This is a genomic window from Archangium sp. (genome assembly GCF_036277355.1).
Lineage (GTDB): Bacteria > Myxococcota > Myxococcia > Myxococcales > Myxococcaceae > Archangium.
In genome coordinates, this window is record NZ_DASUNC010000152.1 from 1 (window position 1) to 14,031 (window position 14,031).

General features: G+C 70.9%; 10 protein-coding genes. 5 read left to right on the plus strand and 5 right to left on the minus strand.

Annotated features, from left to right (window positions below):
• Window positions 1–158: 158 nt before the first annotated feature.
• Window positions 159–569 carry a hypothetical protein gene (locus VFZ09_RS37550; RefSeq protein WP_329732586.1) on the minus strand — a complete coding sequence of 137 codons (411 nt, stop codon included), beginning with the start codon at window positions 567–569 and terminating at the stop codon, window positions 159–161.
• 452 nt (window positions 570–1,021) lie between these two features.
• Between VFZ09_RS37550 and VFZ09_RS37555 the strand changes: the two genes are divergently transcribed.
• Complete coding sequence (locus VFZ09_RS37555; protein WP_329732587.1) at window positions 1,022–1,801, plus strand: hypothetical protein; 780 nt, start codon at window positions 1,022–1,024, stop codon at window positions 1,799–1,801.
• A gap of 32 nt (window positions 1,802–1,833) precedes the next feature.
• Here the strand turns inward: VFZ09_RS37555 and VFZ09_RS37560 are convergent, their stop codons facing one another.
• The 4 genes from VFZ09_RS37560 to VFZ09_RS37575 all read right to left on the minus strand — a co-directional run bounded on the left by VFZ09_RS37560 (window position 1,834) and on the right by VFZ09_RS37575 (window position 9,689).
• Window positions 1,834–2,472: a DUF3575 domain-containing protein gene (locus tag VFZ09_RS37560; RefSeq protein WP_329732588.1), complete on the minus strand. Its 639-nt coding sequence runs from the start codon at window positions 2,470–2,472 to the stop codon at window positions 1,834–1,836.
• Window positions 2,473–2,707: 235 nt separating this feature from the next.
• Complete coding sequence (locus tag VFZ09_RS37565; protein WP_329732589.1) at window positions 2,708–4,378, minus strand: ADYC domain-containing protein; 1,671 nt, start codon at window positions 4,376–4,378, stop codon at window positions 2,708–2,710.
• 80 nt (window positions 4,379–4,458) lie between these two features.
• Window positions 4,459–8,298 (minus strand): protein kinase domain-containing protein, encoded by a 3,840-nt coding sequence (locus VFZ09_RS37570; protein ID WP_329732590.1) that lies wholly within the window; start codon window positions 8,296–8,298, stop codon window positions 4,459–4,461.
• The gene (locus VFZ09_RS37575; RefSeq protein WP_329732591.1) at window positions 8,295–9,689 is read right to left on the minus strand and encodes a sigma 54-interacting transcriptional regulator; all 1,395 of its coding nucleotides are present in this window, start codon (window positions 9,687–9,689) and stop codon (window positions 8,295–8,297) included. The genes VFZ09_RS37570 and VFZ09_RS37575 overlap by 4 nt, the downstream gene beginning before the upstream one ends.
• A gap of 192 nt (window positions 9,690–9,881) precedes the next feature.
• Between VFZ09_RS37575 and VFZ09_RS37580 the strand changes: the two genes are divergently transcribed.
• The 4 genes from VFZ09_RS37580 (at window position 9,882) to VFZ09_RS37595 (ending at window position 13,903) form a co-directional block, all read left to right on the plus strand.
• Window positions 9,882–10,739: a hypothetical protein gene (locus VFZ09_RS37580; RefSeq protein WP_329732592.1), complete on the plus strand. Its 858-nt coding sequence runs from the start codon at window positions 9,882–9,884 to the stop codon at window positions 10,737–10,739.
• 234 nt (window positions 10,740–10,973) lie between these two features.
• A complete protein-coding gene (locus VFZ09_RS37585; RefSeq protein WP_329732593.1) occupies window positions 10,974–11,801 on the plus strand; it encodes a HEAT repeat domain-containing protein in 828 nt (275 codons plus the stop codon).
• A gap of 24 nt (window positions 11,802–11,825) precedes the next feature.
• Window positions 11,826–13,607: a hypothetical protein gene (locus VFZ09_RS37590; RefSeq protein ID WP_329732594.1), complete on the plus strand. Its 1,782-nt coding sequence runs from the start codon at window positions 11,826–11,828 to the stop codon at window positions 13,605–13,607.
• A 47-nt stretch (window positions 13,608–13,654) separates the two neighbouring features.
• The gene (locus VFZ09_RS37595; RefSeq protein ID WP_329732595.1) at window positions 13,655–13,903 is read left to right on the plus strand and encodes an ATP-binding protein; all 249 of its coding nucleotides are present in this window, start codon (window positions 13,655–13,657) and stop codon (window positions 13,901–13,903) included.
• Window positions 13,904–14,031: the final 128 nt, after the last annotated feature.

Consider the following 14,031-nt stretch of genomic DNA (forward strand, 5'->3'; position numbering starts at 1 on the left):
TCGCAGGGGCGGCACGCACTGCAACTCCGCGACCAGGGCTGTTGCCAGAGTGACAGTCGCCTCTTCCGACCGCTCCTCTCCCGTCTCTCACCGGAGACCCTCCGTCCACCGTCGAGCGCCCACCTCAGCTACAGAAGATCCTGATTTTCAGCTGCCGTCTATATCGTACAGGCTGAGGAGTTCACATCGAAGAAAGGACCGGTATTCACTGGACGGCCCTGAGTTGGAGAGATCTCGACCTCCACCGGCGTGTCTGGTGTCCAGGCCTCCTCGCATTTCAGGACGATCTCGCTTGGAGAACGCTCATCGCTCTCCATCCAGATATCGACCTGGTCCGGGCTGCACGATGCGCACGAGTCTTCGACGATCAGGTATTTCTGCAGCGAGGGCACGTACATGCGCGTGCCTGGGGTGAACCTCCCGCCGTTTTCAGGCGTAGCCGTCGCCGCCGTGATGGGATCTTCGAAGGTTCCCCTTCCACCCGCCTGCTGGTGGATGACAGGAAATGCGATGTCCTTGCTTGGAGGGTCATTGTCTGGGAATCCGTAGAATGTAATCTTCATTTTCACGATGATTTCTCCCCAGGTTCGTTTGAAATACGTGAACCTGTTTCCTGGAAAATCTTGCCCACGAGAGAAATGGATGGAAAGAGGCGGCCGAGGAGAAGGCCTCACTCCTGGAGGAGGGAGGGATGGCTCGTCCATGGCAAGGCTGTTCCCCAGCCGTTGCAGAGCAGGACAATCTTGCCTGTCACGGCTCCACGGCCGAGCAGATCCAGCAGGGCGGCCAGGTCCTCCTGGTACCAGTTCATGCGAGCGAGCGGAAGCCGCCCCGTACATGTCCAGCCCGGCCACTCGTCCCAGCTGCAGCAGGGCGGAGCCAATCCCACCTCTCAACAGATGCGCGGGAGCTGCTCCCCGGAGAGCAGTGGGCTTGCCCCGGTCAAGTGGACACTCCACCAGACACCGGACAGCCCCCCGCTTCTGGTCTATGCTTCCCTGAAACAGGGAGGCACTCACAGATGAAGGCATTCGTGATGTTGGGAGTCCTGGCAGTCGCCGTCAGCCCACCGGACTGCGCGGGAGATCCCCCACCGCCGCTGTACATCGACTGCCCGGCTTCGCAGACGCTGGAGTGCGAGAACGGAGGCGCGGTGGCGAGCTTCTCCCCTTCGGTCACGGGCGGAGTGCCGGGCTACAGCGTGTCGTGCCAGCCGCCCTCGGGCAGCTTCTTCCCGCTGGGGTGCAATACGGGGACGTGCTCGGCGAGCGACTCCATTGGCCAGGGCGCGAGCTGCGGGCACCAGGTGTGCGTGGTGGACACCCTCGCCCCCATCATCACCCTCAAGCCGGCGCCGGTGAGCCTGTGGGCGCCCAACCATGAGATGCTGGACTTCAAGCTCAGCCACTGCGTGGAGAGCGTGGTGGACAGGTGTCACGGTCCGCTGGACGTGGACGCGGTGGGTGTCATCTCCAGGGCCGAGTCGGATGAGGTGGAGGATGACTCGCTGGTGGATGACGCCGTGGGCGATGGCCACACGTGCCGGGACATCGAGCTGGGGGGCGGGTCGGCGGCGCGGCTGCGCTCGGAGCGGCAGGGGCACGGCAACGGGCGTGTGTACACGGTGCACTTCACGGTCACGGATCCGAGTGGGAACCGGGCCTCGGCGGCCTGCCAGGTGCAGGTGGTGCACGACCAGTCGGCGCCCAGCGATCCGGCCGTGCGGGACGCGTGTCAGTACTGCGAGGGCACCGGCTGCGGCACCTGCCCCAGCGCCAGCCCCGCGTGCCCGGTACCGTAGCCAGGAATCGAGGCCGTGCACGCCGCCCGGACTCAGAAGGCCCAGCCGAGCGCGAGCCGGGTGGTAGGGCCGAAGTCCCAGCGGTGCGTGCGTGAGGGAGGTCCATGGGAGGGCTGGTCATCCGGCCCTATCGAGAGGGTCGACGACTCCTCGTAGGTCGTGTACGCGGCCCCCATCCCCACGGCGGCCTGGAGCATGAAGCCCCGGGTGAGCAGCAGCGAGTAGCCCACCAGGGCGTCACCGCCCAGGGTCAGCAGGCTCGTGATGCGGGACGGCTCGGCCACGCCATCCGACCGGCTGTCGAACAAGCTGCGGCCCACGCCTCCCCCGAGCTGCAGGCCACCCCACAGCCCCTCGGGAGCACTGCCCCACAGGAAGTAGCGGACGCCCGGCGACAGGGACACGGTGCCCGTGGTGTTGCCCTGCTCGACGCGCCGGGTGACGAAGCCTCCGGCGCTGGCGATGGGAACCTCCCGGCCCACCCGGCTGGCGGACAGCGAGAGGCCGACTCCCAGCTGGACGCTGAGCTTCTCCGTCAGGACCCGCTCTCCCTCGAGCTGCAAGGTGCTGCGCACCAGGCTCACGGCATCCACCGACAGCACGGTGCTCAGCGGGCGAGGCTGTGCCTTTGCTCCCGGGGGCTGTGCTCCCAGGGCAGGGCTGGCCACCATGCATATCCATACAAGTGTTTGTCTCAGGCCGCGCATGTCTTCCTTCCCGCGTTGTCCGGCCATCATCCCTTGTTCCGGCCTGCCCGCAACAAACAATGGACAGCACCGTTCCCATCCGTCAGCGGGGGCTGCGTCCCCACCGCGTCCGTCTCCCGCGGCACGCAATCACCGTTCACGCAGTGCGTTGGCGGCGCCAGCGGCGGAGTGGGCACCCGGCCCCCCTTCTGACAGTTGCTCACGGCTGCTGGGCCGCGTAGTCCGCCAGCGAAGGCATGTATCCCATGGGGGAGGCCGTGCGCTGCATGAAGTCCGGGACGTTGCCTTGGGTGCTCGTCAAGTAGTCGCTCCCATTGCCATACAGGTGGAGGGGGCGGGGGGTGGTGGCGGGGGCCAGCCCATCACGGACATGGCCCTCGACGCCCTGGGCCCGGGCATCCAGGTCGAGCTGATGGTCAGCGGGCACCGGGGCTCCCTCCACCAGGGTGACGAAGCGTCCGGTGCCATCCTTCTGGCGGTAGCGCAGCAGCCGGCGCACCGGCAGCCCGTCCAGCACCGTGGCGGGGGCGTCGAACTTGAAGAGCGGGCCCTCGAAGCCCAGCGCGATGCGGGTATCCAGCACGTACTCGTCCGCGTTGGGGAAGAGGGAGGGATCCGGCTGGTAGGTGTAGGGCGGCTGCGGGTTGATGACGATGTGCGCCGTGCTCAGGAACTGGTCGGTGTACTGGGTGTGTTCGTTGTTGCGCTTGAACCGGAAGAGCCCGGCGTCGAGGAACCTCGAGTAGGAGAACAGCACGGCGCCATTCTGTATCAGCTCGTCCCGGCTGTACTCCTCACAGTACCGGGAAGGAGGGCGCGGCTGGCGGGGATCCATCCACGCGCTTCGAGGATCCACCAGGGGCCCCTGGATGGTGCACGTGCCCGCGGGCGGAAGCGTGGCCCAGCGCTTCTTCGTCAGGCACAGCGCCTGTGCGCGCACCGGGGTCGTCGGGAAGTGGGGGGCGGACAGGAGGGGCTGACCCGTGCTCGCATCCACCATGACCCACGCGGCCTCGAAGAAGAAGCCTTGCCCCAGCGGGCCTCCCGAGACGACCGGTGGCGAATAGGCATTCACCACCTCGCTCCGCACATTGCCCTGGTGGAAGAGGGTGATGGGGGTGCCGTCCAGGGTGTTGGGCCGGGCCTCGCCGCAGAAGTCCGCGGTGGCCATGGCCGTACAGGCCAGGTGGTGGCGAATCGCATCCATCTCCGTCAGGGACAGCGAGCTGTTGTCCAACCTCGGATCCTCGCTCGTCCAGGGAGGGTAGCCCCAGTCCACGCATTTGGCCGCCACGCCTCCCTTCACCAGGGTCCCGTCGAGCTGCCGCCGGGGCAGGCAGGCGAAGGAGAAGGTGGTGGTGCTGTGCGCGTAGCGCGCTCCGTTCCAGCTCCCCGGCAGCACGAGCGCCGCGCTCCCCGGGCACAGCTCCCCGCTCCCCAGAGCAGGTGAGCTCCACTTCACCTCGTACTCCCATACCGTGGCCGACAGGCTCTCGGGCGAGTCGGGGTCGGCGTACACGTTGCGGTGCGGCTGGGCCTGGGAAATCTGGAAGGTCACCAGCTCGGTCTTCACCCAGGCATTGAAGCGCGCTCCGCTCCACTGCGCGCCCTTCAACGCGGGCACTCCGCTCTTCAGTTGCCCCTTGTCGATGACCACCTGTTGGATGGCGATGCCGCCCAGGGTGGTGGCGCTCGTCAACGGGATGGAAACCCGCTCGAACAGCTCCGGCGCCGTCCCATGCAGGCGCGTGCCCTGCTGTCCCTCGTACCCCTCGTTCGCCGCCCCGGCACGCGTGGCCAGGGTGAGGAGCGCCAACACCGTGGACAGCCCGAGCCGCTTCAGTCCGTGCCTCGTTTCTCTCCCAATCATCCGGAATACCTCCCTATTACGGCGGGTGTTCCTGGCCGTCTCCAGGCGTGCAAGTGATCGGCCAAGGCTTCGAGGAGGGCTCAGGGGTCCGGCACGGGCGGGTCCGCGCAGATGCGCAGGCCGATGAGGGCCGTGCGCTGCGAGGGCTCGCCCCGCACGTGGTTGTTGCTCCGGTTGCTGATGACGTCCTGGTAGAAGCTGCCGCCCGAGTAGAGGGCGGCCGTGGGCTCGGCGGCCACCTGGTTCCATTCCCAGACATTGCCCGTGAGGTCGGCGATGCCGAAGGGGCTGTCCGAGGCGGGGTGGCTGCCCACCTCGTCCGGGCCAAAGGCGAGCACCTTCTGTCCATAGGCCCGGTCGAAGTTGGCGTCCCCCGGTTCCAGCCGGTCCCCGTGAGGGTAGATGCGCGCATCGGCACCGCGGGCGGCGCGCTCCCACTCGTGCACCTCGCACAGGCGGGCCCCGGGCAGCTGGCCCGAGCCGGACAGCCACGCCGCGTAGGCCCGGGCATCCTCCCAGGAGACTCCGGAGACGGGCATGCGCAGCCAGTCCTGCTCGGCGTTGCGCTCGCGCTCGAGGTAGCGCACCGGCTCGCCCTCGCGGGCCACGTAGGCGTGTGTCCGGGGCTGCAGGGTGAGCTGCCACGTTCCCCCGGGCAGCTCGCTCAGCGCGACACGGCCAAAGGTGTTGGTGGCCAGGGGCCGGCGCAGGGCCCGCTCCGCGGGAGGCAGCGCGCGCAGGAAACGCAACCACTCGCCGTAGGTCACCTCGTGGCGGGCGATCAGATAGCCGCCGGTGCGCACGGTGTGCAGCGGCTGCGTCTGCAGGAAGACGCGCCGCACCAGCTCCTCATCCCGGCTCCCGAAGAGGAACCGGCCCGGAGGCACGTAGACGTAGCCTTCCGGGACGGAGGCCGGCAGGGGGAGGCGCAGGTGCAGTTGCTCCCCGCGCGTGACGAGGAGCGGGTAGAGCACGGGGGGACGGCCGGCCAGGTGGAGCTCCAGCCGGTAGGAGCCGGGCTCCAACGCGACTCCCGCCAGCGGGGTGGTGCCGAGCGGCCGGTGGGGCCCCAGGCGCGGGCGGCCCTCCTCCTCCACGTATTGCTGGACGCGGACGGTGGCTCCCGCGGGGCGCGTCTCGAGCTCGAGCCGCCCCGGGGCGTGGAAGCGGCGGCGGTACTCGCCCGTCTCGTCATACAGCTCGAGCTGGCGCAGCAGGTGTCCGCGCAGGGCGTCCTGGTGGTCGCGCTCCGCCAGCACCAGGCGTTCGTAGAGGGCTCCCGCCAGCAGGTGGCGCGTGCCGGCCCGGCCCGGGTCGCGCAACATCGCCTTCTCCAACTCCTGGCGGGCCAGGTCATGGCCCCGCTCGTTCATCCGGGCGGTCAGCTCGTTGGCGCGGGCCCAGTCCTCCTCGCTCTCCTTCTTCCGCCGCCCATCGAAGGCGGTGAAGGCCCGCTCCCGCAGCGCCTCGATGACGGCGTTCTGCTGCCGTGCCCATTGCAGGTGATGCCGCGCCGTCTCGAGGTGCCGGCCCACCTCACGGTCCGTCTCGAGCCGCAGCAGCAGCAGGTTGCCGCCATGGAGGAGCGCCGCCGCGAGGGGCAGCGCCAGCGCGGCGCCCAGGCGCACCAGACGGCCCCTGCGAACGGCCCGGCGCGAGGAGACGAGGAAGGCGGCCTCCCGCGGCGCCAGCTCGTCCGGCTCGAGCGCGCGCACCTCGGCCAGCAGGCGGGCTCCCCAGAGCGCCTCCCTCGGCTGCCCCAGCCGCTGCCACTCGGCCGAGGCCCGCTCCAGGCGCTGGTGGGCCGCACGGCGCCCGGCATCTCCCGCCAGCCAGCCGCGGAGCTGCTCCCAGCGGGTGAGCAACGCCTCGTGTGCCACCTCGTAGGCCGCCTCTCCCTCGGCCTCGCGCGCCACCAGCAACCGTCCGCGCACCAGCGTCTCGAGGACGGCCCGCGCGTCCTCCGCCCGGGCCCCCTCTCCCAGCAGCTCCGAGGCCGGGCGCCGCGCCCGTGTCCCCTCCGGCGTGACGAGTCTCAGGAGGAGCTCGCGGGCCACCTTCTGCTGCGCGGGCAACAGCCTCGCCAGCACCCCATCGGCGTGGTGGGCCAGTGCGCCCGCGACGCCGCCTGGCTTCTCCAGCGTGGCGGCGGGGATGAGGTGCCGCCCCACGTCCCGGGCCTCCCACAGCTCGGCGAGCGCGAACTGCAGCAGGGGCAGCCCCCCCTCGGCGCGCCCCGCCGCCACCAGCGCTTCCACCAGCGCCTCCGACTCGAAGGACACCCCGTTGGCGCGCGCCGGCCGGGTGATGGCCTCGCGCAGCCCCGTCTCCGACAGCGGGCGCAGCACGTACAGCGCTCCAGAGAGCCGCTCGCCCAGGCCGGGCAGGGTGGCCAGCCGCGTGAGGAAGTCGCCGCGCACGGTGGCCACCAGCCGCACACCGGGCACTCCCTCCGCCAGCCTCCCGAGCGCCTCGGCCACCCGGGCGGCCTCCTCCGGCACGGCCAGGGTGAGCAACTCCTCCAACTGGTCCACGAAGAGCAGCGTGCTCCGCCCTCCGGCGTGCGTCCTCAGCAGCCGTGCCAGCGCCAGGGAATCGGCGCGCAGCTCCTCGGCGAGCCGGGCCTCGCTCAGCGTCAGCAGGGGCGCCAGCGCGGCGGCCAGCGCGCTCAGCAGGTGCCTCCCGGGCACCACCGCCACCACCGCCCACTGTCCTCCCAGGGCCCCCTCGGCGATGCGTGGCAGCAGCCCGGCGCGGCACAGCGAGGACTTCCCCACGCCCGAGTCCCCCGCCACCAGGACGAACGGCTCGGCGCGCAGGCGCTCGAGCAGCGCGCGCACCTCGGCTCCGCGGCCGAAGAAGTTCCCGCGCTCCTCGGCGGAGAAGGCATGCAGGCCCGGGTAGGGCCGCGCCGTCGCCCCCCCCGCCTCCTGCTCCCCCTCACGCAACGACTCCAGCGCCTCGCGCAGCGCCTCTCCCGAGGCGGGCCGTCGCGCTGGCTCGGGCTCGAGGCACTGGTCGATGAGCGCCGCGAGGCGCGGCTCGACGCCGCGCACCACCGAGGCCAGCGGCGGAGCGCGACCCAGCTGCACGGCCTCGCGCAGCTCCTGGAGTCCCAGGCCGTGGTGGGGCGCCTGGCCCGCGCACAGCTCATGGAGGAGCACGCCGAGCGCGTACACGTCGCTGCGGAACGAGGCCGGCTCGCCGCGCCAGAGCTCCGGGGCCATGTACCGGGGCGTCCCCACCCAGGCGCCCGTGGCCGTCAGCGCGCTGGTGGGCCTCTCCTTCCGGTCCCCCACCGCTGGCGTCGCCGCGAGCGCTCCCGCGGCCGGCAGCGTGGCCAGACTGTCCGCGCCGGCCGGCTCCATGCCGAGCGGCAGCGGCTCGCGCGAGGGGGCCTCTGGCCGTGCCCGCGCGCCTCCCCGCTCGCCGGCATCCAGCAGCTTGGCGAGGCCGAAGTCCAGCAGCTTGACCTCGCCTTCCTCGGTGAGCATGGCATTGGCGGGTTTGATGTCCCGGTGCAGCACGCCGTGCCGGTGTGCCGCCGCCAGCGCGCGCGCCAGGCCGATGCCGATGTCCAGCGTCCGCTCCCAGGGGACGGGGCGCTCCAGCTTGTCGAGGCTGGTGCCGCGGATGAGCTCCGAGACGAGGTAGGGGCGGCGCAGCACCTCGCCGATGCGGTAGATGGCGACGATGTTGGGGTGCTGGAGCTGGGCGACGGCGCGCGCCTCGATGCGGAAGCGCTCCCGCTGGCTCTCGTCCGGGGCCAGGCCCGAGAGGAATTTCACGGCGACGAGCCGGTCGAGCAGCGTGTCGCGCGCGAGGTAGACCTGCCCCATGGCCCCCTGTCCGAGCGCGCGCAGGAGGTGGTACTCCTCGAAGGAGGCGGGTGGCTCCCACTGGGCCGGAGCGGTGCTCACGGCAAGCCGTACCGCTTGCACTTGAGCGCGAAGGTGCGCATCGGCATGCCGATGAGCTCGGCCGCGCGCACCTTCACCCCGCCCGTCGCACGCAGCGCCTCGACCATGCGCTCGCGCTCGAGGGCGCGCATCTCCTCGGAGACCGAGGCACCGCGGCGCGAGGGAGCCGCCGCCGGTGAGGGGGCTTCGGCAGGTGCCTCGGGCCCTGGCTCCGGGGAACGCAGCGCGGAGAGGATGCGCTCGGGCAGGTGCTTCGGCTCGACGAGGGACTGATCCACCGTGGCCGCCACATACTCCAGCGTGTTCTTCAGCTCGCGCACGTTGCCTGGCCAGCCATGGCGCTCGAGCACCTCCAGGGTGGCCGGCGCCAGTGTGAGGGGCTCGCGTCCGGTGGCGGCACAGGCCTTGTCGAGGAACCGGCGCGCCAGCACGCCCACCTCGCTCGGACGGTCCCTCAGCGGCGGCAGCACCACGGTCGCGCCTCCCAGCCGGAAGAAGAGATCCCTCCGGAAGCGCCCGGCCTCCACCTCCCTCTCCAACTGGCGGTGGGTGGCGGCGACGATGCGGATGTCGATGTCCCGCTCCCGGGTGCCGCCCACGCGCAGGATGCGCCGCGCCTCCAGGGCCCGCAGCAGCTTGGCCTGAGCGCCCTGCGGCAGCTCTCCCACCTCATCCAGGAAGACCGTCCCCCCGGCGGCCGTCTCCAGCAGACCCTCCTTGGCGGACGCCGCCCCGGTGAAGGCCCCCTTCTCGTGGCCGAACAGCTCGCTCTCCGCCAGCGTCTCGCCGAGGGTGGCGCAGTTGAGGGCCACGAAGGGCTTGCCCGAGCGGCGGGACCAGTGGTGCACGGCGAAGGCGGCGTTCTCCTTGCCGGCGCCCGTCTCGCCCAGGATGAGCACCGGCAGCTCGCTGGCCGCGAGCCGGCGGATGAGCTCGTACAGGCGCTTCATGGCGGGGTCGGCCACCACCACGGTGCGCTCGCCGAGCGTGAGCTCGGTGACCTGGGGCGCGCCCTCCGCGGGGGACGCGGGCGTCGAGGCGGCCGCGGTGTACACCACCAGGTGCACCTCGCCGATGTTCACCACGTCACCCGGCTGGAGCGTGTGCACCTGCGTCAGGGGCTGTCCGTTGACGCGAACGCCGTTGTGGCTCTCGAGGTCGGTGATGCGCATCTGGCCCTCGTCCAGGAAGATGCGGGCGTGCCGCCGGGAGACGGAGCGGTCCGCCAGCCGGAGATCCGCCTCCGGGGCCCTCCCGACGAGCAGCAGCCCCTTGGGCGGCAGCTCCACCATGGACGAGGTCGCTCCATCCACCACGAGCAGACGGAACCACCCGGCGCGCACGCTCACGCGCACCTTGTCCTGGGTCCAGGTCTGGTCCTCTTCGCGCATGGGGGCAGTCTAGCCCTGGCAGGCGTTGCATGCAGGTGTTGCATGCAACTCTTGCCGCTCCCCCCGCTCCCAGGCGGGCGCGAGCGCGTTCTTCCGCGTCCTTCGAGGCTTCATCGCGGCCGGAGCGGCTGGCCCGCCGCTTGCTCATGGGTTGGAGGCGGCAAACGGAAACCCCCACTCAAGGAAACGGCCATGACGAACACGATCTCCAGCAAGTCCATCCCGAGCAACAAGCGCCCTGGTTTCACCACCCGGGCCCTGGTCTCCAGCCTGGCGGGCGCGATGCTCGCGCTCACCGGTTGTGGGCCCGAGTCGGAGGCGGACGCGACGCAGGCCGAGCGCCAGGTCATCGAGTACAGCTCCGAGGTTCTCGGCGAGTTCGAGACGGCCGGGGGCGCCCGGCTGAGCTTCACCGTCGAGTACGAGGGCGGAAACGGTGGCACTCCGGTGGTGTCCATCACCGAGGTGGCCCCGCTGAACGCTCCTTCCTCCCTGGATCGGCTCAACGCGCGTGGAGCCACCTCGCTGGAGGCGTTCCTGGCGGTGGCGCCCGAGGGCACCGAGGTCCCCGCCCCGCTGCGCGAGGTGCATGTGCGCGAGGCGGCCCGGCGCGGCCGTACCCCCGAGGTCCGCGAGCTCTCCGCGAACGAGGTGAGCATGATGGAGACCGTCGACAGCACGGCCTGTGACAGCTACACCGCGTTCACGTCCAACGTCTCCGGGTGGAACTCCGAGCTGCTCGGCAACAGCATCGACAATCACCAGCTCATCTACCGGGCGGGTGGCGACGTCGTCGCGTCGATGTGCAACTTCGACAGCAACCGGGTGGACTACAAGTACGCCCAGTTCTGCTACGAGGTGCCGCTCCAGGGCTCGGATCTCGGTCTGCTCTACTGCGATGCGAAGATCCTCGTGCCCGACGGCCACCGGGTCAACAAGGTCTGGTTCAGCGCCACCGCCGACCGCCTGGTCCGGGCCGAGAAGCTCGAGAACTACACCCTGAGCGTGACCAGCTTCATCGCCATCGGCGGTCTTCCCCCCGTGCCGTAGGCCGCTTCAGCCGCGGCCCTGGGTGCCACGAGGGCTGGGGCCGGGCTGGTGCAGACACGGTGCAGCGCCCTGGGGCACACGCCGGCCCAGTGGCCTCCCCAGGGGGAGGCAGCAGGGGCGTGGGCGTCCTTGGCGGCGTGACTGCTCGAGGCTCAACACCACAAATGGCGGCGCACAACCTCACCAGCACCCCTTCAACTGCCTCGACCGCCACGAGTGAGCCCGGGAGCTCCCATGACACGCACCGCCACCTTCCGCACCCTCCTGCTGGCGCTCACGCTCTGCCCCCTCGTGCCCACAGAGGCCGCCGCCCAGGTGGCCGCCCCGGGCCCAGCACTCCAGGGCGGGAGCTGCTCGGTCGAGGGCCTGATGGACTCCATCCGCCGCGGGCTCCAGTCCAACTCCGAGGCCTACAAGAAGTACCTGCGCACGCTGCTGCGCGAGTCCGCCGTCACCCTGCCCGCTCACGAGCTCCAGGCCGCGTTCGAGCGTGAGACGGACCCCGTCATGGCCGAGCACCTGGCGACCGCGCTGGTGGCGCGGACCGAGCGCGGGGCGGACCCCGAGGCCATCAAGCTCGTGGCGAAGCGGGCCCTGGAAGAGCGAGACCCGGCCGTGCGCGCCGCCACCGTGCGCTCGATGCGGCGCACCAGCGCCCTGGAGAATACGGGCGACCTGTACGAGAAGCTGGTGCGCGACCCCTCGCCCGAGGTGCGCCAGGAGGCCGCCACCAACATCGCCGAGGACATCCAGAACGTCTACTCGGGCTATCACGGCCCGGCCTCGGACGCCGCGGTGTCGGCCGCGGCCGCCTCCACGGACCCGAAGGTGACGGCGAAGATCCTCGGCAACATGGACACCCAGAAGATCAGCGCCGGGTCGGCCGGCAAGATTCAGTCGCTGCTGCACAGCGATGATGCCCAGGTGCGCAAGGCGGCGGCGCTCGCGTTGGGCGGAGTGCCGGCGGAGCAGATGGCCAGCGCCCGGCAGTCCGTGCTCGCCATGTACCAGGGCGAGCGGGATGGGCCATCGCGGACACGTCTGGCGGAGGTGTCCTCATGACGGGAGAGGTCATACCCTATCGGCATGACTCCCGACGTCGAGCAGCAAGAAGGTTGGAAACCCCGGCTCTCGCTCAAGTCCTTCTGGGGGGCGGTGGAGACGCGGCTCGGTGCCTCCTCGCTCGAGGACCTGCGCACCGTGCTGCGCGCCATGGCCAGCCATGTCCACCCCTCCGAGCGGCAGTCCTTCCTGGACTCGCTCACCCCCGTCCCGGATGACCGGCAGCAGGAACTCGAGCACGCCCTCCAGGACAAGCTGCTGGCCGACATCACCGAGCAGGTCCAGCGCTTCGAGGAGCTCCAGGACGAGGCCCCCTCCGACTGGGACGAGTACGACCAGTATGAGGACTCCGGCCCCGGTCCCTACGCGGAGCTCGTCGCGCCCGTGACGGCCCTGTTCCGGCGGGCGCAGCGGGCCTTCGAGCGAGGCCGCTGGCCGCTCGCCCGGGACGCCTACCGGGCCCTGTTCGAGCTGCTCCAACGCGAGGACGACTACGGCCTGGGCCTGCGCCCGGAGCACTTCGGGGAAGTGGACGTGCCCGAGGCCCGGGCCCGCTACCTGTGCGCCCTCTATCGGACCACGCCGCCCGCCCGGCGCGCCGAGGCGCTGTGGGCTGCGATGAAAGAGGCGGACCGGTGGAGCTTCGGCCCACGGCCAAAGCTGCAGGAGGTGAGTGATATCTCCCCCGAGCCGCTACCGGAGCTCGAGGCCTTCCTGTCCGACTGGGAAGCCCTCCTGCGCAAGCAGGAGGACGACTCGGAAGCCGAGGCCTGGTTGCGCGAGGCCGTGGGCCTGTCTCGGGGCGCCGAGGGATTGCGCGAGCTGGCACGTGCCGGACGGGGCCGCCACCCGAGGGCCTGGGTGGACCTGCTCGCGCTGCTGGAACGTGAGGGGCAGCCGCGCGAGGTGCTCGACACGGCCCACGAGGCCCTGAAAGCCCTGCCGGCCAGACTGCCGCTGCGCGCCTGGGTGGCGGACTTCCTCGCCACGGCCGCCGAGCGCCTCGCACGCCCCGAGCAGGTCCGCGAAGCCCGCTGGGAGTCCTTGGTGGCCAGCCCGGACCTGAGGCGCCTGCTGGAGCTGCGGGATTGCGGCAAGACCGAGCCCGAGCGCGCGCGCCTGATGAAGCGGGCCGCGCGGCAGTTGGAAAAGGCCCTGGCCCGACCGGACGACACGGGGCCGATGCCCTGGGAAGAACCCCCGCTGCCGAGGGGTGAGCGGGACGAGCCGTACCCGCGCCTGGATGAGGTGCTGCTCGCCCATGCCCGGTTGCTCGGGCACGACTGGCAGGCGGCCTGGAAGAGCGCCGCGAATGCGAAGGTGCTCGGGTGGTCGGACAATGACAATCCCCAGGGGCTCGTGGTGCCGTTCCTGCTGCTGTGGCTGTCGGGCCCGTCTTCTCCCGAGGGGCCCCCACGCTCCGTGGAGGAGTTGTGGCGCACGGCGTTGGAGAACAGTCTGGAGGACGAGCCCTGGACCACGGAGGAGGCGGAGCGGGAGCTGTCGGAGCGGCTCTCCCGCGCGTACGCCGAGGTCCTTCCCGCGTTTTCGGTGAGCCGCCCCCGGCAGGAGGAACTGTCGGAGGGGTGTTTGACGGTGGCCCGCGAGCGGGCGCGCGCCATCGTGCGGGAGAAGCACCGGCGCAGCTACGGCAAGGCCGCCCTGCTGCTGGCGGCCTGCGCCGAGGTGCTCCAGAGACGAGGACAGCCGGCACGGGCCCCGGAGCTCCTCCACCGGTTCCGCGAGGAGTTCCCCCGGCACAGCGCCTTCCAGGCGGAGTTGGATGCGGCGATGCACCAGCGTTAGGGACTGGTCGCCAGCCTGCCCCGGCAGGGAGTGGCCGAGGGCCCGGATTGTCGTGCAGGGGGACCCACGCGCGGGTGCTCGCGCGCCTGGCCAAGGTGGACGTGCTGGTGATTGACGACTGGGGGCTGGCGCCGCTCAAGGAGCAAGAGCGCAGGGACATGCTGGAGATTCTCGAGGACAGGTACGGCAACCGCAGCACCCTCATGACGATCATCTCGACCAGCCGCCGGTCACGGGCGATGAACTCGGGCACGCTGGTGGGAAAATGGATACCGGGCATGCCATCGAACAGGTAGCCCTGCTCCACCACGAGCATGTCGATGTAGCGGCAGAGGGCATCGAAGAAGCGGTCCACGTCCGAGGCGATGGGCAGGACGTACCGGTCCATGTAGGCATCGATGTAGATGACGGGCTGGCGGCCCCG

Excerpts from the sequence above, each read along its gene's own strand:
- VFZ09_RS37590 (WP_329732594.1), top strand. The coding sequence starts at position 11,826 with ATGACTCCCGACGTCGAGCAGCAAGAAGGTTGGAAACCCCGGCTCTCG.
- VFZ09_RS37580 (WP_329732592.1), top strand. The coding sequence starts at position 9,882 with ATGACGAACACGATCTCCAGCAAGTCCATCCCGAGCAACAAGCGCCCT.
- VFZ09_RS37585 (WP_329732593.1), top strand. The coding sequence starts at position 10,974 with ATGACACGCACCGCCACCTTCCGCACCCTCCTGCTGGCGCTCACGCTC.
- VFZ09_RS37565 (WP_329732589.1), bottom strand. The coding sequence starts at position 4,378 with ATGATTGGGAGAGAAACGAGGCACGGACTGAAGCGGCTCGGGCTGTCC.
- VFZ09_RS37555 (WP_329732587.1), top strand. The coding sequence starts at position 1,022 with ATGAAGGCATTCGTGATGTTGGGAGTCCTGGCAGTCGCCGTCAGCCCA.
- VFZ09_RS37575 (WP_329732591.1), bottom strand. The coding sequence starts at position 9,689 with ATGCGCGAAGAGGACCAGACCTGGACCCAGGACAAGGTGCGCGTGAGC.
- VFZ09_RS37560 (WP_329732588.1), bottom strand. The coding sequence starts at position 2,472 with ATGGTGGCCAGCCCTGCCCTGGGAGCACAGCCCCCGGGAGCAAAGGCA.